The sequence below is a fragment of the Pseudomonas brenneri genome (genome assembly GCF_007858285.1).
Taxonomy (GTDB): Bacteria; Pseudomonadota; Gammaproteobacteria; order Pseudomonadales; family Pseudomonadaceae; genus Aquipseudomonas; species Aquipseudomonas brenneri.
Map to the genome: position 1 here is coordinate 298,319 of NZ_VFIL01000006.1, position 21,012 is coordinate 319,330.

Consider the following 21,012-nt stretch of genomic DNA (forward strand, 5'->3'; position numbering starts at 1 on the left):
TGCCCAGCACGGCCCATGCCGCCTGAGTCCCTTCCAGGCTCGCCATACAACCAACGGTCAAGACCGCTGACCGCTCGCTGCGAGCAATTGCTTCAAAATCGTTGCCGGGTCGGCTCGCTGTTGCTTGCGATAGTTGCCGACATGGCGAACGAATAACGTCGCGCGCGTCACCAGGCTCTTGCCCAGTACCGGCTTGCGCTCCAATTCTTGCTGGATCCGTTGAAACTGCGCCTGGATCACCGCATCGGTGTAGCGCGTGCCGGTGGCCAGGTTATCGATATAGATCGCCACCGCGCCGTCCAGCGCGCTGCGGCCATTGGCGATCGCCGTGGCGAACAACTGCGCGCTGGCCTCGTCCTTGGCGTCCAGGGACTGCTGGCGACTCTTCTGCAGATTGATCAGGCGGATGTTGTAGTTATTGATGGTCTCGGCCACCAGGGCAGCAGACTGGATCAGGTTGCCGGCCGCCTCCTCGCGCTGCTGGGCAATCAGCGACACGTTGCGCTTGAGCTCTTCGTTGACCAGCCCCAACTCGGCCTGCAACCGTGGGTCGACGCTGGCGGCGATGATGCTGTCCAGGCGTTTGGTCGGGTCTTGGGCGTCGTCGATGGCGTCGGTCAGCGCGGCCAGACGGCCCTCTTTCTGCCACTGGGCGAACAGTTCGTTGTAGCGTGAACGTGGTGCCGACAGCGCACCAATCGCCACGCGAAAACCGGTGGTCTCGTTGCTTTGCTCAGTGCCATCGGCGCCGAACAACGGGTATTCGCGGCGCATGCCGCTGAACAGCGTGCCCTCGCCCTCCAGGTAGTTGCCGCCCTTGACGATAAAGCCGCCATAGGTGCCCTGGCGGCGGCCGGCGTGCACCAGTTGGAACGATTCCTGGACCATCTCGGCGGCGTTGCCGATCACGTCGAACATGCCGATGGGGTTCGGCAACTTGGTGCCGATGGGCATCAGTCGCGCCGCCTGGCCAGTGCCGCCGGCGACCTGGTTGAACACCGCCCAATCGGCCAGCGGGCCGTCGCTGTCGCTGCCCTCGATGCGTCGGGGGAACAACCGGCCTTCGAGGTCCTGGCGGCTCACCGCCTGGCCGCCGCGCGCGGCGAATTCCCACTCCACTTCAGTCGGTAGCCGCACAAAGCCCAGGCCGCCATCCTCTGCCGAAGAACCACGGCCACTGACCGGCAGCAAGTCGCGGTGGTATTTCATCAACCAGGCGCTGTACACCGCCGAGAAACGCTCGGCTTCAAAGCGCGACAGCTTGACCTTGGGCAAGCGCCCGGCCATGCCTTCAGGCACCTCGCACGCCGGGGCCGGCTCGCCGCTGGCCAGCGACTGGGCCTGGGACATGACCTGCGCGTACTGGCGCGCGGTGACTTCGTACTTGCCGATAAAATAGAGCATCGGCTTGAGCGGGGTCTTGGCGTCGGTCTTGGGCATCAGCGGCGCGATGACCTTGTTCCAGCCCTTGGGCAAATCCTTGAGGGTGAATTGACCGTTGATAAAGTCTCGGCGATAGCCGGAGATAAACGACTGCTTGTAGCCCGCCTCACCTTCGCTGAACGGGTAGCCGAGGCTGACCTCACGGTCGTCCAGGGTGCCCTGGGCCAGGACATAGGCGTAGCGGAACACCATATTGCCTTCGCACGGCAGCGGCAGGCTGACGTCATCGGCCAACGGCTTGGGGTTGTCCAGTTTGTCGCCTGCCTCATCGGCCCAGGCCACAGAGACCAGGCTCAGCGCCACGGCGGCGGCCAATAATTTATACATCTCGGATGCCCTCAGAAGCCTGGATACGCGCCACACGCCACCCTCCACACGCGGCCGCCACGGCGCTGACGCCGAGCACCGCGAGCAGGGTCAGGGCGTAATGCCGCGTCAACAGATGACTGGCGTATTCGCCCGGCACCTGCACGAATAATTGATTCAAACCCGCCTCGGCCAGGCCATACAGACCGGCGCTGAGCATGGCGGCGAAACCCGCGCTGTAGAGCGCCTGCATCACCACAAACAGCAACAGCGCGCCGGTGGAAAATCCCAGCAGGCGCAACACCGACAATTCCCGACGCTTGCGCGCCACGGCGGCCAACGCCCCGGCGAAGATCGCCGCAAATGCACCCGCCAAGGCCAGCCCGGCGATGATCCAAAACACAATCGACAAGTTGCGGCTCAACGACTGCACTTGGGCGATGCTCAGCGCCTGGGTCGAGACCAACAGGTCCTGCGCGGCGAAATACACCCGCAGCCCCTCTACATCGCTGAGACTGCGCGCATATAAACGAAACGCCGGATACACCCGCAGCTCGCTCACTCCCGCCGCGTCACCGTCCCAACCCAGCGCCGCTACGGCCCGGCCATCGCGGTAGTCTTCCACCGCTTCCAGCAGGCTCAACCCGGCAAACAATCCGTCCCGTGCGAACGCCTCCAGGGGCAACACCGCCAGCACTTGCAGCCGCGTATGCTGGGCCTCGACGCGCCCGGCCACTTGCCGCACAAACTGGGTTTGCAACCAATCCCCCGGCCGCGCTGCAAGCTTCTCGGCAGCGGTGTGGCTCAGCACGATCTGGTCCAGGCCCACCGGTATCGGCAGACCGCCCAGCAACGGATCACCTGGCGCGGTTGGCAACATTTCCAGGGTCAACGCTCCCACCTGCGCCGTGGCCGCGATCTGTCGCGTGCGCGGGATGGCAAACGCTACATCGCGGCGTAGGCCAAGCTGATCGACAAAGGTGCGGCTGAAGCGACCACCGCCCAACGGGATGATTTCCCGGGTCGCCGGGTCATTCTCCAGGCGCTCGGTCAGGCTGCTGACCAACCCGAATTTGAGGCCGAACAACACCAGCAACGGCGCGATCACGGCCACCAGCGCCAGCACCGAACAGGCCGACAGCCACCCATCGTTGCGGTAATCCTGCCAAGCAAGGGAGGCCACCAGAGGGATACGCATCAGCACGCCTCCCCGAGGGTCGCGGTGACGCCACCGTCAGTGTCGCGCTGGCAACTGATGCGCCGCACCTGCAAGCCGCTGGCGCGGGCCAGGGGCTCGTCATGGGTGGCGATCACGCAGGCGGCGCGGTGCTCGCGGGCCTGGGCCAGCAGCGCCTGCATGACACGCTCGGCGTTAAGCGGGTCAAGGGACGCGGTCGGCTCATCCGCCAGCACCAATTGCGGGGCATGGGCCAAGGCTCGGGCGCAACTGACGCGTTGGCGTTGGCCCACCGATAACGCAGCGGGTTTCTTGGCCAACTGGTCACTGATTTGCAACTGCTCCGCCAGGCGCGCCACGCTGCCATCGTCCTTGAGCCCCAACAGTTGCCGGGACAGGGCAATATTGCCGCGCACATCGAGAAAGCCCAGCAGGCCGCCGGTCTGCAACACATAACCGAGGTGCCGGCTGCGTAACCCGGCCAACATGGATTGCTGATTGGCGCGCCATAAACCACCAATATCCAGTTGGTTGAATTCAAACCGGCCCACCTGATCCGGTGCCAATACCAACGCCAGCAGATCCAGCAAGGTGCTTTTGCCGCAGCCGCTCGGCCCGACAATCGCCAATTGCTCCCCGGCACACAGGTGCAACGCTGGAATCACCAGGCTATAGCGCTGGCTACCGACGCCCCGGCTCTTGTGCACCGCGCTCAGGTTCAGCATCAAGGCAGCGTCGACAATGGCACGCGGTACAACGCATCGCCCGGTTCGGCATCACCGAAACGGACCCAGTTGGCCACATCGTTATGGAAGGTCTCAAAGAGGCGGATTTTCGAATCCAGTTCGTCGATAAAGTCTTCCTGTTCGGCCACGCTCAACGACAGCCACAGGTCCTGGGTCATGTTCAAGGACTTGCTGCGGTACGGCAGGCCCTCCAGGTATTCGCCGAGGATGCCGCCGGCGGCGAGGTTGCCGCCCTTGCGCAAAGCCTGCGGGTCGCGGCTCATGTAGGCCGAGGCACTGGCGATTTCCTGGAAGAAATCCTTGGGTGAGGTCTGGGTCTTGCGGGCCGCATCGACGATCAATTTGAGCGACTGCTGCAAGTCGTTGAGCTGCAATTTGGTGAGCATCACACAGACCTGGAACGCCGGCAGTGCGGGGTTGGTCAGGTCACGGTCGGCGGTCCAGGCACTGACCAGTTGCGGCGCCTGGCTGGCGCCTTTGTGGCCGAGGAAATCCATATGCATGGCATAGCCGACGGCGGCGGATTTGTCCGCCAGGCTCGGCGCACTGCTGAGCAACGGTACCGGCTGCGGGGTGTTGCTGCGCACTTGATGCACCAGATTGGCGAACACCGTACCGATCTCATCGACACGCTCGCCCAGCTTGCGCACATCGCCGCCCGGCACCGCGGTGTACAGATCGCCGATCCGCGGGTTGGCGTCGGCGGTCAGGGTGCGGTACTGGGATTCGGCGCCGCCATGGGTTTTCTTGCCGGCATCGGTGCGCAGGTGCAGGGCATAGATCTTGATCTGCTTGCCCAGCGCAGCCTGGCGCACTTCGGCTTCGTTCATCTGGGTCGCAGCGAACGGGTCGTTCTTGCGCAAGGCGCCGGCATCGGTCACCAGCAGGATCAGGCGTCCGCCGTAGCCCGACCAGTCCATGCCTTCGACCGCCTGCATCACTCCGGCGAACGCGTCTTCGTTGAAGGAGTGGCTGGAAACGGTCGAGGCCTTGACCTGCCGCGCCATGTCGAGAAAACGCTGGGGGTCGCGTCCCTGATCGAGGGTGATCAGGGTCTTGGCCACATATTCCAGGCCCGGGGTTTTCTTCACGCTGCTGCGAAAGCCAACCATGCCAAAGCTGACGCTGTCCAACTCGCCACGCTCGGCGATGCGGGTCTGCAACTCGTGGACCACGTCGCGCACTTGGTCGATGTAGGGCTGCATCGACACGGTGGTGTCCACCACCAGCACCACGGCGGTGCGGAAGGCATCGGCATTCGCACTGAGCACCGGAGTGGCCGGCTTGGCGGCGGCACTACCGGGATCGATGGACGCCACATTGAGCAACTGCACCGGCTGGCCATTCTCGTCGAAGCTCTCTTTGGCATCGAAGATCGGCAACAGGTAGAACTGGTTCTGCGGCACGGCGCTGGCGGCAGGCTCCAGGGCCAGGACCTGCTGATTGTCCTCGGGGTTTTTCTGCGCCTTGAGCAGCAGGTTTTTTGCCGAAGCGGGATCCGCCAGGAGTTTTTCCACCTCGCCAGCCTGGCGCAGGAACATCACCGGCGCACGCCCCGAACGCTCGGTGAACTTGAGTACCAGGCTCTGCTTCCAGTCGCTGACTTGCGCGGCCGGCAACCAGCCGTCGCTGCGCCCGTCGGTGGCGGTGCCAACGCGCAGCCACGGGCCACCGTCGATGTCCTTGCGCTGGTACACATACAGCACGGAAAACGCTGGCAAAGCCTTGCCCGGTGCGCCGCCCGCCTCGCTGGAGAGCTTGGCGCCGGGCTTGCTCAGGACCCGTTGGAACAGGGTTTTCTTGCCAGCCATCAGCAAGGGGCGTTGACCGCCGTCGATATCGGCGGCCAACGGTGTGACGGCTGCAGGCGTAGCGGGCACTGGCGCAGCAGGTGGCGATGCCGGTGCGTCGGCACTCAACCACCAGTAACTGGCGCCACCCATGGCCAGCGCAACAGCCACCGCCAGGCCAGCCAATGCCAGGACCGGGCCACGCCGTTGTTCGGCAACGGCGCGATGCTGGGTGGGCGTCACCACTGGCTGGCGTAGCACTTGCGGCTGCGGCGGGTCGCTGGGAATGTCGATGGAGACTGGAGTCATGCCGGCCAGATCGCGGCTGACCGGTCGAATCAGCGTTGCCTCCAGCACTTCTTGGGGTGCTTCGGCTGGCAGTTGATCCAGCGCCAGCAACAACGCCGTCGCATCCGGGTAGCGCTCTGCCGGATCTTTGGCCAGGAGCTTTTTCAGCACCTGTTGATAACGGCCATGGTGCAGCGGCAATTCCGGCAAGGGCTCGGTCAGGTGCGCCAGGGCCGTGGAGAGTGCATCGGTGCCGTTGTAAGGCAGCTTGCCGACAAGGATTTCATAGAGCACCACACCCAGGGCGTAGAGATCGGCGCGGCCATCGATTTCCTGGCCCCGCGCCTGTTCCGGGCTCATGTAACTGGGTGTCCCTACGGCAAACCCGGCCTGGGTGAACTGGGTCCGGTCATCCAGGGACTTGGCAATCCCAAAGTCCGACAGCACCGCCGTGCCATCGGCGCGAAACAGGATGTTCGCCGGCTTGACGTCGCGGTGCACCAGGCCCTGGGCATGGGCGTAACCCAGCGCCGAGGCGATCTGGCGGATATACACCAGCCCCTGCTCCGGCGTCAGGCCGGCGGCGATGCGCTCCTTGAGCGTGCCGTTGGGCAGGTATTCCATGGCCATGTAATACAGTTCGCCAACATTGCCGATGTCATGGATGGTCACCGTGTGCGGGTGCGACAGCCGCGCCAGGGTCTTGCCCTCACGCAGGAAACGTTCACAGAAGCTCGGGTCGGCGGCCAGCGCAGCGGCCATGACCTTCAACGCCACCTTGCGCTCCAGGGAGCGCTGGGTGGCCAGGTAGACACTGGCCATGGCGCCTTCACCGATTTCGCCGTCGATGTCGTAGCCGGGAATAATCAGGGTCATGGCGACACCTTCACGACGAGGGTGGTGATGTTGTCGGGCGCACCGCGGTTAAGCCCCAGGTGCACCAGACTGCGGGCAATTTCGTCAGGCTCGGCATGGCTCAGTACTTCGTGGATCTCGTGGTCTTCGACGGTCTTGTTCAGGCCATCGCTGCACAGCAGGTAACTGTCGCCGGGGGCGATCAACAGGTCGACCACCGACAGCTCCAATTGCGCCTCCACGCCAATGGCGCGGGTCACGATATTGGCCCGTGGATGCACCCGCGCATCGGCCTCACTGAGCAGGCCGCTGTCCTGCAAATCCTGCACGTAGCTGTGGTCGCGGGAGATGCGTTCCAGCTCGCCATCGCGCAGGCGATACAAGCGGCTGTCACCGGCCCACAGGCACACGCCGCGCAGGCCGCGCGCAGCCAGCACAACCACGGTGCTGCCCATCATGGTCACGCCACGGTTGGCGGTTTCTTCACGTACGGCCGCGTTGACCCGGGTCAGCTCGGTGCGCAGTGCGGCCGTGTATTCGTCCAGGGACCGCCCCACGGGCAGGCTGCGCAGACTGTCGACAATCAAGCTGCTGACATAGTCGCCCGCCGCATGCCCGCCCATGCCATCGGCCACCACCCACAGGCGGTTTTCCGGCAGGTCCAGGCACGCGTCTTCATTGACCTGGCGCACCATGCCCACATGGCTTTTGCTCGCGGATTTGTACGTCGACCCCATCTACATCACACCTTCTTGTCCGAGCAGAAATTGCGCAAAATCACCGGCAGCCGGCAAGCCCTGGCACCGCAGCAAACCTGGGGAAATACGTTGCGAGCCACGGCCCCACCAGAGGCTCGCGCCTTCGCAGGCCTGTTCGGCAAGCGCGGCCATGCGGCCATCGGGCACGGTGGCGGCCACCCGCTGCAGACCGGCGAAGCGACTGTCCAGCGCACGCGGCTCACTCAGCGGCAAACCCAGGCGGTCAAGGCCATCGTTGAACCCTTCGAACGTGGCGCCAGCATCCAAGGTGTGCAGCAACAACTCCTCGGCCTGCTCGAACCAGGTGTCCGGGCCACCCACCAGGGACGCCGGATTGGTGTCGTGATCCAACAACGTCACCACCGCCAGCGGGAAGTACCGGCCAACCCGATCAATGCTTGGCATCACCACACCCGCCGCCGCATCCGGCCCGCACACCCCCGGTGCCAGCACAAATCGCCACAGCGGGCTGACCAGGTACACGTTGAGCCAGTCGCCGCCCAGGCTGTGTTGACTGGCGAGCAAACCGGCGGCCAGCCAACTGTCCCAGGGGCCGATAAAACTCTGGGGCAAGGCGCGGCTGACAAAGTCCCCGCGGCTGGCCAACTTGCCGTAGAACCCCAACGTGGTCATAACCGCTCCGGCAGGCTGAACCCGCTCAGCACGCGGCTCTTGAACGGGTTGAAGGCGCTGTTGGCACGCAACTCATAGGCGATGCTTGCGCCATCGACCCGCAGGCGCAGGTTGAAGCGATCCGGCGAATTGCCGGCAGACAGGTCCGATTGCTCCAGCAGGCGAAACCACGCCCACGGGCCATCCAGGGTCACGCCCGAACGCCCACTGGCGGCTGGCGGCATGATCGAGATCCGCACCCCGCCACTGTTGCCGGGATTCGGCCACTGCATCGCCACCGCCCGGCTCGGGCCGTGGTCGTAGCTCAGTTGCTGGCCGTCGAGGTCGAGCAGGAACTGGGTGATGGTCGCGTCCATCGCCACCGGCTTGAGTTCGAAGCGCACGATGGGCTGGGTGCCGCCAGTGCGGAAAAACGCATCGCGAATGGTCGCCGCGCGCTGGAAGGTTTGCAGCACGCCCGGCGCGATCCCGAGCTTCTGCGCCGCCCCCGGCTGCCAGCGCCAGGTTTGCGCCGAGGTGTCGACATAAGGCTGCAGGTATTTGCGGAAGTAGTTGTCCATCACCCCTCCCACCCCGAAGAACTGGCCGAAGTCGTCCAGGGTGGCATCGCGGGCACTGCCAGGAGACATCGGGTAACGCCCGGCCAGGGACTGGCGATAGACATTGACCACTTCGCTGACCCAGGCCGCGTTCAGTTGATTGCGCACCCCGCCCATCATGCTGTTGGTGGTGGAGTTGACCACCGACTTGACCATGCCCTGTACCAGCGGCGGCTGGCGTTCGGCATTCAGGCTGACCCGCGTGGCGGCGGCAGCGGCCTGGTTCTTGGCTTCGCCGAGCAAGGCATCGCCACTGGCGCCGACCATGGCGCTGACCTGCACATACAACGCATTCATGTCCGCCAGCAGGCCGTCGATGGCGGCCGGCTCGCCTTCGTTCTTGGCGACGATGCTGTTGAGCTCGGCAAAATGCGCGGTCACCGGGTCTTCCGTCAGGGCCGGCGCGCTGGCCGTTGGTTGGGCCTCGCCGAGCAGGCTGCCGAGACGCTCCTTGAGTTTGTCGACACCCCCCTCCACCGGCACGCCCTTGGCAGCCAGTTGACGCTCTTCAGCCTGCAGGTCGGTTTCCTTGGCCACCGCCACCAGCAGCTTCTTCAGCGGCGAACTCGGGCCGGAGATCACTCGCAACACGTCGGCCGCCTGGGCCACGCTGGTGATGGGCACAAAGTCGATATCGGCCAGCAAGGCGTCCCACTGGCGCTGATAATCCTGGAAATACAGGCGCCGCACATCAGCGGCAAGGCTGGCGACATTCTGTTGATCCGCGGGCGCATGACCCAATACCCACTGCTCTTCAGCCAGGGTGCCGGCCTGGTTCAGGCTGGTCAGCAAAAAGCCCTGGCGATAGCCCTTGGCGGTAAACAATCCACTCAACGGCTCACCCAGCGGCTTGCCACTTTTACGGCTGAATACCAGCGCGGCATCGCGGCCAGCCGCTTCGTTGATGCGAAAATCCGTCACGCCTTCAGGCAGCTTCTGGCGCTTGACCCGGTCGTATACGCGCTGGGCCACCGGCAGTTGTTGCAGCTGCCGACGCAAGTCATCGATCAGCCGTGGGTCGAGGCGCGCATTCGGTGGATGGCGGTCGAACAGCGCCTGCAAGTGCCCGGTCAGCGCCTGACGCTGGTCGGCGGGCAGGTCGCGCGGCAGGTTGCGGTCCCAGTCCAGGGCGATCCAGGCCTTGATGAAGTCCGGGTCGTAATGCTCGCTGTCAGCCAGCATCAGGTAGGCCTTCAAGCCTTCATAGAGGAAGTCGGAATTGCCACCGCCGTGCAGTTGCTCTTCGATACGCGTGACCAGGCGTGGCGCAAAGACCGCAATCAACAGCTTGCGGTAGACGCTAGCGGACTCGGCTTCCAGCATGTCGCCCTGGTACAGGCCCAGGCCCTCGGACCAGCTTGGCGAGTCGCCCGCCAGGTTTTTCACCGCATTGAGCAGCGGCAGCACGGCCAACACCTCGCGCTGTGCCGGGCTCAGGGTCTGCACGGCCTGGCCCAATGGCGCGACTTTCTGGTCGACCTGGGCGATATACGCCTGGTTGGCGCGATAACTCACCCACCACAGGGTACTGACCACCAGCACCACCGCCACGGTTGCGGCCAGGACGCCACGGGCCAGCCATTTACGGCGGCGTTCGACCTTCGGGTTGACTCCGACCAATCCGCGCTCGGCAAAGGCCACGGCGCTGAACAGTTTTTCGATGAAGTAACTGCGCCCGGTGCCGCTCTGGCGCGCCAGGTGCTGGCGGTCCAGGTTCATGCTCTGGGCCATGGCGCCGATCAGTCGGTCGATCGGGCTGCCTTCCTGGGTGCCACTGGTGAAATACACCCCGCGCAGCAGTACGCGCTCTTCAAAGGCATTGGGTTTGAACACACCCTCAAGGAAGCTTTGCAGGCAGTCCTTCAACGCACCGAACTGCTGCGGGAAACCGTAGATCAGGTCACGCCGCGCCGGGTCGCGCTCCTGTTGCAGGCGCTCCACCAAGCGTTCGTTGAGGCGCTGTTCCAGGCCGGCGAATTCGCTTTGCAAATGGGCCAACGGGCTGTCGCTGTGCTTGCCGTCGTCCAGGGCAAAGGTCATGCCCCACACCTGGGCGCGGTCTTCCTTGCTCAGGTTGTCGAAAAACTCCATGAAGCCCGGCACCAGGTCGAGCTTGGTCAGCATCAGGTAGATCGGGAAGCGCACGCCCAGTTGGGTGTACAGCTCCTGGATCCGCAGGCGGATCGCCGCAGCATGGGCGCCGCGCTCGGCGTCGCTGCCCAGCAGCAGGTCCGAAAGGCTGATGGCGATAAATGCGCCGTCAATCGGGCGACGTGCGCGCTGCTTTTTCAGCAGGTCGAGAAAGCCCAGCCAGGCGGCTTTATCCACTGTCGAGTTGCTGTCCTGGGTGGTGTAGCGGCCTGCCGTGTCCAGCAGCACGGCTTGATCGGTGAACCACCAATCGCAATTGCGCGTACCGCCTACGCCACGCACCGCGCCGGCGCCCAACTGGGCGGCCAGTGGGAAATGCAGCCCGGAATTGACCAGCGCCGTGGTCTTGCCCGAGCCCGGTGGACCGATGATCACGTACCACGGCAGCTCATAGAGATTGCGCCGCTCGTCGCCGCCCAGCTTGGCCTTTTTCAGCAGCGCCAGGGCTTCGTCCATGCGCTGGCGCAGGGTCGCGAGTTCTTCAGCAGTGGCGACGCTATTGGGATCGGCCGGGGTTTCGGCGGCCAGGCTGCGCATCACTTCGGCGGCCTGGCGGCGGGCCTGGATGATGCGAAACACGCGGTAGGCGATCCACACCACGAATATCAGGATGATCAACGCCCAGCGTCGGCCTTCAGGCACCAGCACGTCGAGCAACGGCCCGACAAACCAGATGATCAGGCCCAGGGCAATCAGGCCCAGCACGGGGATCACCCAGCGAATCATAAAACTGAAAAACGCCTTCACTCGACGCCCTCCGCCAATACGGTGATTTCAACCCGGCGATTGCGGGCACGGCCTTCGGCTGTGGCGTTGGTCGCCACCGGTTCGGTGTCGCTGCGACCTTCGGCACTGAAGCGCTCGCCCTGGCCGGTCTTGGCCGCGAGGATCTCCAGCACCGACTTGGCCCGTGCTTCGGACAAGGCCCAGTTGGACGGGAAACGCAGGGTGGCAATCGGGCGGTTATCGCTGTGCCCGGTCACCCGCACCTGGCCCTTGACCTTGCGGATGGCGTCGGCGATGCGCAGCATCAGCGGCTGGTAGTCATCGACAATGCTGGAGCTGGCCGAGGCGAACAGCTCATCGCCACGGATCGTCACCACGGAACGGTCGACGGCATCTTCCACCGCCACCCGGCCCGCCTTGATGTCTTCGACCAGAAAGCCAGCCAGGCGCGGGCGTTCGATGATCTTTGGCTGCGCCACCGGACGGTCGATGGCCTGCACCGGAATTTCGCCCAGGGCATGGATATTCTTGAAGACCGGCTCGGCATCCGACGCCAGTTTCAGGCGCAGGCCAAACAGCAAGGCCAGCAACAAGGCCAGGCCGATGGCGACCGCAATCCATGGCGGCATGAATTGCGCCAGGCGATCACGGGCCACGGTGACGCCGCGCCAATGGGGCGACAGCTCACGCTCATGTTCGCCACGGGCGCTGCGAATCGCCGCTGCGGTGCGTTCGCGCAATGCTTCCAACTGGCTACGCCCGTCGTTCATGACGCGGTAGCGGCCTTCAAAACCCAGGCACATACATAGGTACAACAGTTCCAACAGATACAGGCGCTCGCGCGGGCTTTGCAGGCAGTGATCCAGCAGTTGGAAGACCTTTTCGCCGCCCCAGGCTTCGTTGTGCACGGTGATCAACAGGCTCTGCTTGCCCCAGTCACTGGCACTGCCCCAGGGCGTGCTCAGCACCGCTTCATCAAGGGCGGTACACAGCGCGTAACGGGCCAGCAGCACCTCGTTGCGGGCCACTCCGGCCGCCTCGGCGCGCTCTTCGAACTGGCGCAGGTAGGCCAGCAATTGCGCGCGCAGGCTCGACGGCGCGGGATGGGCGATGGTGTTACGCAGGCGTGTCAGCAGCGCCAGCAGTGGGCCGGCGGCACTTTCCAGAGGGTTGAGGCCCTGGCTCTTGCCGGTGAGGATCGGCGCCGCCGGCATCGACAGAGGCGCCGGCTCTGCACGCGCAGGCTCCGGCGCACGGCCACCCGGGCGCGGCATGAACTGGGTGCGGTCGTCATCATTGGGATGCATCGCGGATTATCCTCGGATCGCCCAGAAGGCCAGGTTCAAGCCCGGGAATTGCCCGGCGATGTGGAAGGCAAAACCGCCGGAGTGGATCAGTTGCTGCCAGTGCTCGCTGCCGCGATCCAGTTCGTAGTAGGTGGAGCCTGCGTGGTACGGGATCTGCCGTGGCGCCACCGGCAGCGGCAGCAGGCCGATGCCTGGCAGTTGCAGGTTGACCAGGTCACGGATGTGTTCCACCGAACCAACCTTGCTCTGCTGGCCGAAGCGCGCGCGCAGGGTTTCGCCCGGTACATCGGCACGTACCACGAGGATGAAACTGGCGCTGTCGATCAGGGTTTTATCCGCCAGCATCGCCACGTGCACGCCGTAGGCTTTCTCGACAATCGGGATCGGTGTGGCCTTGCTGTCGATCAGCATCGACAGCGCTTCGCGCAAGGCCTGCATCACCGGAGCGAAGCTCAGCGCCAGGTCGTCATGCTGGTAACGCGGGTACTCCTGCGGGCGGCGGCCAGAGGTGGAAAAGGTCGAGAATTCGCCAGCCAGGCTCACCAGTTCACTGAAGAAACGCTCCGGGTGCAGCGGGCTCAACTGGCTCAGATGCTGGATCAGCGGCTGGGCGCGGTTGACCAGTTGCAGCAGCATGAAATCGGCAATCTCCGAAGCACCACCGGCACCCGAAGCCACCACGCGTCCGGCCAGGGCTTCACCCCGCTGGTGCAACAGGCCCAGCAATTCGCTGCGAAACGCCGTCAGCGGCTTGCTCGCGGCCACGTCCAGTACCGGCGGGATGTAACTGTCATCCAACACCAGGGCACGGTCGGCGCGTTTTTCCTTGATGCGGACCAGGCCGATGGCGGCGTAGTCACTGATGCCATCGGCGGCGGTCAGCAAGCGCAAGGCGCGCGAGCCAACGGCCACCGGGGCGCGATTTTCGAAAGGTGCGTTGTCATCGCGCACCTCGCGCACCTGGCTCAGGTAACGCGCGGCGCCCAGGGCCTCGCCTTCATCTACGGTGTCGCGGGCACCAGCGCGCTTGAGGGGCAAGGCCAGGTACACCAGGCCATCACGCAGGTTGTCATCGATATTCAGCGGGCTTGGTGCCAGGTCGTCCTGGGGAATGTTGAACGGCGTGCCATCGGGCAACAGGCCCCGCGCCGAGACAATGGCCAGCTTGCCCTGGGCCAGCAGGCCCTGGTCGATCAGCAACTCGGAAAACCCCCAGGCACCGGCCGACAGTGGGCGACTGCGGGCATCGATCAGGTTTTCCAGGTAACGGTCATGCTGCTGGAAGTGCTGCGTTCCGATGAACATGCCTTCCGACCAGACCACGCGATTGTTCCAGGACATGGGGGCTCCGATTGCTTCTTATTGGGCAGGGCTGGATGGGGCAACACTGAGGTGCGCACGTACGGCGCGCACATCAAGGCTGATCTGGTATTCGCTGGCCTGGCGTGGCGGCACGCTGAGGACCGTGCGCCATTGCGCGCGGTCCAATTCGCGATAGCCCACCAGCAGGCCGATCTGCCGGGTGGCCGGGTCGAGATCGCGCTGGATGCTCACTTGCTGGCCGGGCTGGATCACTACTTCATCCTGGTCCAGCAGGTCCAGGCCGAGGGTCGGCTGGGCGCGATCCGCCAGGGCGAAGTAATCGGCACGGCTGAAGGTCGCGGCATTTTTCAGCTCGAAAATCCGCACCCGCACCGGTGCTGGCTGGCCCGTGGTGCCAGGGTTGAGGCCGCTGATGGCATGGAAGTGCAACTCGACGCGGGTAGAGTCGATGGGTGTCTCTGGCGCCTGGGGTGGCGCGGCATCCTTGGCACAAGCCGTCAGCAGCAACAGGCTGGCGGTAGCGAGTAAAAACCTGGAAATCATCCTGCGTCCTCAATGACGTATGTGGCTGTCCGTTGTTCCAGTTTCAGCGCCGCTGTCGTGCGCTGTGTGCTTCATAGGCCCGGCTGAACTCACGGCCGAACAGGTCCTGGAAATCCTCCTGGGCCTCGCGGGAAATACTTTTGTAGAGCTCGGTGAACTGTTGCCAGTACTGGGCCTGGCGCGAACCGTTGAACAGGCTCGACAACCCGCCGGGCTTGCCCATGCGCTCTTCCAACTGCGCAGGTTCAAAACGCGTCAGCAGGTGTTTGATAGCCGCCTCGACGCCGGCCATCACCGCCAGTTGATGGGCACGCAGATCGTCGAAACTGTCGCGCACAGCCAGATCCGGCGCCATAAACGCCTGGTTGCCGTGGCGAAGCAGCAGCAGTAACGCTTCGTCGGCATTGGGGGCGAATTTCAACGGATTGTTTTCCACCGGCTGGATCGTCGTCTGCTGCATGCGGAACTCGCCCTTGAGGCTGCTGCGTGCACGCAATACGTCGATCAAGCCTTCAACCATCAGCCGGTAGCTGCGGCCGATGCTTTCCATCTGTGCCTCGGCCTGGGCCTTGTCCAGGCGCAGTTGATCCAGGCCGGCACCGCGCAGGAAGGCTTGCAACAAATCAGGTTGGGCGGCATCTGCCACGGCGAGCGGCGGCTCAACCACAGGCAGTGCACTGGGTGGCTCAGGCACGACAACAGGTGTCGGCGGGCTGATCACCGGCGCCGGCGCTTCACCAAGCAGGTCCCAGTCTTCTGGAATCACCGGGCCCGACATCACCGGTGCGGGCGGCTCGGCCACGGGTGTCGGCGGGCGAAAGTCGTGCTGTTCGGCCGGCACATGATCGGGCTGGGTCGGCGGTGGAACAGCGGTTGGGGTGAGAAAGTCGAACAGGTCCGGCAGGGTGTCCATCGCCGACGCGCCCTGGAACTGCGGCGCGATTACCGGAGTGGGCAGTGGCGCATTCACGACGGCACCCTGGCGCCCCATCAGGGCTTCGAAACTGTTGGAGTCCCCGCCGGCAAACGGAGAGCTGTCTGTCACTTTCACGCCAGAGTCGATACGGGCCTGGATCTCGTAATCACCAATACGGATCAACTCGCCATCCTGTAGTGGCTCACTGTTTCCCCGGCGCAGGCGAATGCCGGCGTTAACCAATTCCACACCATTAGTGCTGTTATCGGTTAGATAGTAACGGCCATCCTTGTATTGAATTACGCAATGTTGCGCGGAGACCAAACGTTCTGGATCAGGCAATATCCAGTCATTTTCGTTAGAGCGGCCAATTGCCATCACTCCACTATCCATGGACTTTTCCGGACATTGACCTGGGGTGATCTTGTGATAACTAGTGATAGTCAAACACAGCGACATCTTGCCTCCTTGCTGAACCTCGCGCACGGCCGACCCAAGGGAAAACCCTTCCCAAGCGTCACCCGCAAAATCCTTTAAACAACCTTGAAAAGCCACTTTTACCAGCATGATCGCTGATCTTAACCGGCTCTTGTGACAAAAATCTTCCAGCGGTGCCTGCTTTGACTCATGGGTCGCACAGGTTGTTAAGCACCGCACATCTGTCACACGGGACGAATAGCTTACCTTGACAACGCCTAACTACTACACCAAAAATGCACAACTTCTTGAAGATAGGTAGTGGCACATTGAAATCAATGCGCCAGCTGAACCAAGAAAACATGCCGATGAAATGCGCAACTAGCTGCGCAACTAACGCATGAACCGCCCGAGACTAAAGGGCCGATATGGAGATCGAATTTAGTGGATGTGCCGTTGCTGCTCACCGCTGTTTCCGCGACTTCGCCGTGTGGCGAAGACTTGGAATATGACGCGGATTTCCTGCACTTGGAACGTGCTGCCCAGGGTCAACCCGAGCGCAGCATGGGCGACGCTATTTTGCCCGCCGAACCGCCCGAGTGGCGCAGCATCCAGCAACAAAGCCTGGACCTGCTGCAACGCAGCAAAGACCTGCGCATCAGCCATTTCCTGCTGCAAAGTTCCCTCGCCCTGCAAGGCGTTGGTGGGTTGGCCAGTGCCCTGACCCTGATCAGCGAACTGCTCCAGCAATACTGGGCCGACCTGCATCCGCGCCTGGATGCCGATGATGACAACGACCCCACCGTACGCATCAACGCCCTCACCGGATTGACCTGCGACACGAACATCCGCCTGCTGCGCGAAAGCGTCCTCGCACGCTCGCGCGCCTTCGGCCCCGTGAGCCTGCGTGGCGCCCTGAATGCCAGCGGCCTGCAAAGCTTTCCCGGGGAAAACCTCGGTACTGAACAACTGGCCGCAGCCTTCCTCGACAGCGATCCAGAACAGCTGCAAGCCACCCACGCCGCCCTCGTCGAGGCCCGTGCGGCCTGTGAAACCATTGAGCAATACGTCAGCGAGCAAGTCGGTTCCGCCCAGGGCGTGGACCTCGGCGCGCTGAAGCATCCGCTCAAGCAGGCCCTGCAGATTTTCAGCCAGTTCGCTGCGCAGAGCGGCGACAGCCGTGAACCCGAGGTTGTCAGTGACGACAGCCACGCCTCGGTCGAACACGCTGGCGCCCCTGCCGTACCCCGCAACACGGGCGAGATCGCCAGCCGCGAAGAAGTGCTGCGCGACCTCGACCGAATCCTTGCGTACTACACCCGGCACGAGCCTTCGAGCCCGCTGCCGGTGCTGTTGAGCCGGGCAAAAAACCTGGTGCACGCCGATTTTGCAGCCATCGTGCGCAATCTGATTCCCGATGGCATGTCCCAATTTGAAAACCTGCGCGGCCCGGACGGCGAGTAAGTCGCCAGGCTTTGCAGTAACAACACCGTCGCTCAAGCGACCAGGAGCAGCAACGTGGCGAAGCAAAGTTCTCAGAAATTCATCGCGCGCAACCGCGCGCCTCGGGTGCAGATCGAGTACGACGTCGAGCTTTACGGCGCCGAGAAAAAGGTCCAGCTGCCCTTCGTGATGGGTGTGATGGCCGACCTCGCCGGCAAACCTGCCGAGCCTCTGGCGCCGGTGGCTGATCGCAAGTTCCTTGAAGTGGACGTCGACAACTTCGACTCACGCCTCAAGGCCATGCAGCCGCGCGTGGCCTTCCACGTACCCAACGAGCTGACAGGCGAAGGCAACCTGAGCCTGGATATCACCTTCGAAAGCATGGACGACTTCAGCCCGGCAGCCGTGGCACGCAAGGTCGACTCGCTGAACCAGTTGCTCGAAGCCCGCACCCAGCTGGCGAACCTGCTGACCTACATGGACGGCAAGACCGGCGCTGAAGAAATCATCATGAAGGCAATCAAGGACCCGGCATTGCTGCAGGCCCTTGCGAGCGCGCCGAAACCTGCTGGGGACCAGTAATCATGACCGACAATACCGCCCGCGAAGGCGCTCAGAACCTGGGTGCCACCCAAGAAGCCAGCGAGTTTGCAAACCTGCTGCTGCAAGAATTCAAGCCCAAGACCGAGCGTGCCCGCGAAGCCGTCGAGACCGCCGTGCGCACCCTGGCCGAGCAGGCCCTGGCGCAGACGGACCTGGTGTCCAACGACGCGATCAAGTCGATCGAATCGATCATCGCCGCCATCGACGCCAAGCTCACCGCCCAGGTCAACCAGGTCATCCACCACCCGGATTTCCAGCAGTTGGAAAGCGCCTGGCGCGGCCTGCACTACCTGGTCAACAACACCGAGAGCGATGAGCAGCTGAAGATTCGCGTGCTCAATATCTCGAAAAATGACCTGCACAAGACCTTGAAAAAATTCAAGGGCACCGCGTGGGACCAAAGCCCGATCTTCAAGAAGATGTACGAGGAAGAGTACGGCCAGTTCGGTGGTGAACCTTACGGTTGCCTGGTGGGCGATTACTACTTCGACCAGTCGCCTCCGGATGTGGAGCTGCTGGGCGAGCTGTCGAAGGTCTGCGCCGCCATGCACTCGCCATTCATTGCCGCCGCTTCGCCGACCGTGATGGGCATGGGCTCATGGCAGGAACTGTCGAACCCGCGCGACCTGACCAAGATCTTCACCACCCCGGAATACGCCGGCTGGCGCTCGCTGCGTGAGTCGGAAGACTCGCGCTACATCGGCCTGACCATGCCGCGCTTCCTGGCGCGTCTGCCGTATGGCGCCAAGACCGACCCGGTGGAAGCCTTCGCCTTCGAAGAAAACACCGACGGCGCCGACAGCTCCAAGTACACCTGGGCCAACGCTGCGTACGCGATGGCGGTGAACATCAACCGTTCGTTCAAACACTTCGGCTGGTGCTCGCGCATTCGTGGCGTGGAGTCTGGCGGCGAGGTGGAAAACCTGCCAGCCCATACGTTCCCGACCGATGACGGTGGCGTGGACATGAAGTGCCCGACCGAAATCGCCATCAGCGACCGCCGTGAAGCGGAGCTGGCGAAGAACGGTTTCATGCCGCTGCTGCACAAGAAAAACACCGACTTCGCCGCGTTCATCGGCGCCCAGTCGTTGCAGAAACCGGCCGAATACGACGACCCGGACGCCACCGCCAACGCCAACCTGGCCGCGCGCCTGCCGTACCTGTTCGCCACCTGCCGTTTCGCCCACTACTTGAAGTGCATCGTGCGCGACAAGATCGGTTCCTTCAAAGAGAAGGACGAGATGCAGCGCTGGTTGCAGGACTGGATCCTCAACTACGTCGACGGGGATCCTGCGCACTCCACCGAAACCACCAAGGCCCAGCACCCATTGGCTGCCGCCGAGGTGATCGTGGAGGACGTCGAAGGCAACCCGGGGTACTACAACTCCAAGTTCTACCTGCGTCCGCACTACCAGCTCGAAGGGCTGACCGTGTCGTTGCGCCTGGTATCGAAACTGCCTTCGGCAAAAAGCGCCTAAAAATCAGGACTGGCTCGCTCCCTGTAGGAGCGAGCTTGCTCGCGAAAAACTTGAAGACGCCGCGTTCATTCAGGATGCCCGCGTCATCGTTGTCGGCCTTCGCGAGCAAGCTCGCTCCTACAGAGGTCGGCGACGTTAACAAATACTGTGGTAGAGACCACACAGGGAGAAAACATGGCTGTTGATATTTTCATCAAGATCGGCGACATCAAGGGCGAGTCCATGGACAAGGCCCACAAGGACGAAATCGACGTGCTGAACTGGAGCTGGGGCATGGCCCAGTCCGGCAACATGCACGTTGGCAGTGGCGGCGGCGCGGGCAAGGTGAGCATCCAGGACCTGTCGCTGACCAAGTACGTCGACAAGGCTTCGCCCAACCTGATGATGCATTGCGCCAGCGGCAAGCACATCGACAAGGTCAAGCTGACCGTGCGCAAGGCCGGCGGCGAGAGCCAGGTCGAGTACATGATCATCAACCTTGAAGAAGTGCTGATCACGTCCCTGAGCACCGGCGGTTCGGGCAGCGATGATCGCCTGACCGAAAACGTCACCCTGAACTTTGCCCAGGTGATGGTCGACTACCAGCCGCAGAAAGCCGACGGCACCAAGGACGGCGGCCCGATCAAGTTCGGCTGGAATATCCGTTCCAACACCAAGCGTTGATACGAAGACCCCTGGCGCCACGCGCCGGGGTTTTTTGGTGCTTGCTCGTATTCGACCTTTCCTCCTTCGGTATTTGAGTCATGGCCAAACCTTCGTTTATTAATTTGTGGAAGGCGTATTCCGATCTTTTGGTTACGCACCCAAACGCAAAACCCTGTGATGGCCCTTGGGACAATCAATGCGCCATCCGCATGAGTATTACCCTCAACGCAGAACTGACTATCAAGGTCAACAAATCCACCTATACCGAGCCCAAATGTTCCCATGGGCATGCGCGAGGTGCTGAGTCCCTGGCAAATTGGTTGTGGAAGCATCACTTGGGGCGCCCAACTATTCTTGGAGGCAGCTCAGAAGAGCGCCGCAAGTTGATGGATAAAAAAGGCCTGGTTTTCTTCAAGGATTGTTTCCAACAACTGGGAGAGTCTCCCGATAGCCGTACCGGTGACCATATCGATCTTTGGAACCGTGGCATTACCGCTAGCCGGTATGACGATCCCGCCTACCGATCAAGAGCCATCTGGTTCTGGGAGCTCGTATGATCAGAGTCCATCATTTCGCGTTTATTGGCTGCTTGTTATCAAGCCTTTCTGCGTGTGCCGAGCCTCAAGATCAAATAGCGACGCCATCCGTTGCCGCGGCCCAGATCGTCTCAATAAATGGGCAACTACTGACCCTGGAAAACGACCAACAGCGCTGCGTATTACGCAAACCAGACCAAAACATATTGCCACTCGACATGCCGTGGCCCTGCCAATTTACGGTTGACCAACAAGGCAAATCGCATGTCGAGACCTTCGGTAAGGTTCCCATTGTGATCGTTATTCATACGGCGGCAGACCCTGAGAAC

General features: G+C 62.9%; 16 protein-coding genes. 5 read left to right on the forward strand and 11 right to left on the reverse strand.

The window, feature by feature from the left end; translation table 11 throughout:
• Nucleotides 1–57: 57 nt before the first annotated feature.
• The 11 genes from FJD34_RS15640 to tagH are packed head-to-tail and all read right to left on the reverse strand — an operon-like array spanning nt 58 to nt 16,020.
• Nucleotides 58–1,770 (reverse strand): formylglycine-generating enzyme family protein, encoded by a 1,713-nt coding sequence (locus FJD34_RS15640; RefSeq protein WP_090292445.1) that lies wholly within the window; start codon nt 1,768–1,770, stop codon nt 58–60.
• The gene (locus FJD34_RS15645) at nt 1,763–2,947 is read right to left on the reverse strand and encodes an ABC transporter permease family protein (RefSeq protein ID WP_090292447.1); all 1,185 of its coding nucleotides are present in this window, start codon (nt 2,945–2,947) and stop codon (nt 1,763–1,765) included. Before FJD34_RS15645 ends, FJD34_RS15640 begins: the two co-directional genes overlap by 8 nt.
• Nucleotides 2,947–3,651 (reverse strand): ABC transporter ATP-binding protein, encoded by a 705-nt coding sequence (locus FJD34_RS15650; protein ID WP_090292449.1) that lies wholly within the window; start codon nt 3,649–3,651, stop codon nt 2,947–2,949. Before FJD34_RS15650 ends, FJD34_RS15645 begins: the two co-directional genes overlap by 1 nt.
• The gene (locus FJD34_RS15655) at nt 3,651–6,626 is read right to left on the reverse strand and encodes a serine/threonine-protein kinase (RefSeq protein WP_090292451.1); all 2,976 of its coding nucleotides are present in this window, start codon (nt 6,624–6,626) and stop codon (nt 3,651–3,653) included. The genes FJD34_RS15650 and FJD34_RS15655 overlap by 1 nt, the downstream gene beginning before the upstream one ends.
• Nucleotides 6,623–7,342 (reverse strand): PP2C family protein-serine/threonine phosphatase, encoded by a 720-nt coding sequence (locus tag FJD34_RS15660; RefSeq protein ID WP_032856788.1) that lies wholly within the window; start codon nt 7,340–7,342, stop codon nt 6,623–6,625. Before FJD34_RS15660 ends, FJD34_RS15655 begins: the two co-directional genes overlap by 4 nt.
• Nucleotides 7,343–7,996 carry a type VI secretion system-associated protein TagF gene (tagF, locus tag FJD34_RS15665; protein ID WP_032856786.1) on the reverse strand — a complete coding sequence of 218 codons (654 nt, stop codon included), beginning with the start codon at nt 7,994–7,996 and terminating at the stop codon, nt 7,343–7,345.
• Nucleotides 7,993–11,493, reverse strand: a complete 3,501-nt coding sequence (gene tssM / locus FJD34_RS15670; protein WP_090292453.1) for a type VI secretion system membrane subunit TssM — start codon at nt 11,491–11,493, stop codon at nt 7,993–7,995. Before tssM ends, tagF begins: the two co-directional genes overlap by 4 nt.
• On the reverse strand, nt 11,490–12,779 hold the full coding sequence (locus tag FJD34_RS15675; RefSeq protein ID WP_032856783.1) for a DotU family type VI secretion system protein: 1,290 nt from the start codon (nt 12,777–12,779) through the stop codon (nt 11,490–11,492). The genes tssM and FJD34_RS15675 overlap by 4 nt, the downstream gene beginning before the upstream one ends.
• Nucleotides 12,780–12,785: 6 nt before the next feature.
• Nucleotides 12,786–14,120, reverse strand: a complete 1,335-nt coding sequence (tssK, locus tag FJD34_RS15680; protein WP_090292455.1) for a type VI secretion system baseplate subunit TssK — start codon at nt 14,118–14,120, stop codon at nt 12,786–12,788.
• An 18-nt stretch (nt 14,121–14,138) separates the two neighbouring features.
• Nucleotides 14,139–14,645, reverse strand: coding sequence for a type VI secretion system lipoprotein TssJ (gene tssJ / locus FJD34_RS15685; RefSeq protein WP_090292457.1), 507 nt, complete (start codon nt 14,643–14,645; stop codon nt 14,139–14,141).
• 43 nt (nt 14,646–14,688) lie between these two features.
• Nucleotides 14,689–16,020: a type VI secretion system-associated FHA domain protein TagH gene (gene tagH, locus FJD34_RS15690; protein ID WP_090292460.1), complete on the reverse strand. Its 1,332-nt coding sequence runs from the start codon at nt 16,018–16,020 to the stop codon at nt 14,689–14,691.
• A 402-nt stretch (nt 16,021–16,422) separates the two neighbouring features.
• Between tagH and tssA the strand changes: the two genes are divergently transcribed.
• The 5 genes from tssA (at nt 16,423) to FJD34_RS15720 (ending at nt 20,704) form a co-directional block, all read left to right on the forward strand.
• On the forward strand, nt 16,423–17,442 hold the full coding sequence (gene tssA / locus FJD34_RS15695) for a type VI secretion system protein TssA (protein ID WP_032856776.1): 1,020 nt from the start codon (nt 16,423–16,425) through the stop codon (nt 17,440–17,442).
• A 54-nt stretch (nt 17,443–17,496) separates the two neighbouring features.
• Nucleotides 17,497–18,003 carry a type VI secretion system contractile sheath small subunit gene (gene tssB / locus FJD34_RS15700; protein ID WP_010207547.1) on the forward strand — a complete coding sequence of 169 codons (507 nt, stop codon included), beginning with the start codon at nt 17,497–17,499 and terminating at the stop codon, nt 18,001–18,003.
• Between the two features lie 2 nt (nt 18,004–18,005).
• Entirely contained in the window at nt 18,006–19,502 is a 1,497-nt protein-coding gene (gene tssC / locus FJD34_RS15705) for a type VI secretion system contractile sheath large subunit (protein WP_032856774.1), read from the forward strand.
• A gap of 174 nt (nt 19,503–19,676) precedes the next feature.
• Nucleotides 19,677–20,165: an Hcp family type VI secretion system effector gene (locus FJD34_RS15715; RefSeq protein ID WP_090292462.1), complete on the forward strand. Its 489-nt coding sequence runs from the start codon at nt 19,677–19,679 to the stop codon at nt 20,163–20,165.
• Nucleotides 20,166–20,245: 80 nt separating this feature from the next.
• Nucleotides 20,246–20,704 carry a type VI secretion system amidase effector protein Tae4 gene (locus FJD34_RS15720; protein WP_032856772.1) on the forward strand — a complete coding sequence of 153 codons (459 nt, stop codon included), beginning with the start codon at nt 20,246–20,248 and terminating at the stop codon, nt 20,702–20,704.
• Nucleotides 20,705–21,012 lie beyond the last annotated feature (308 nt).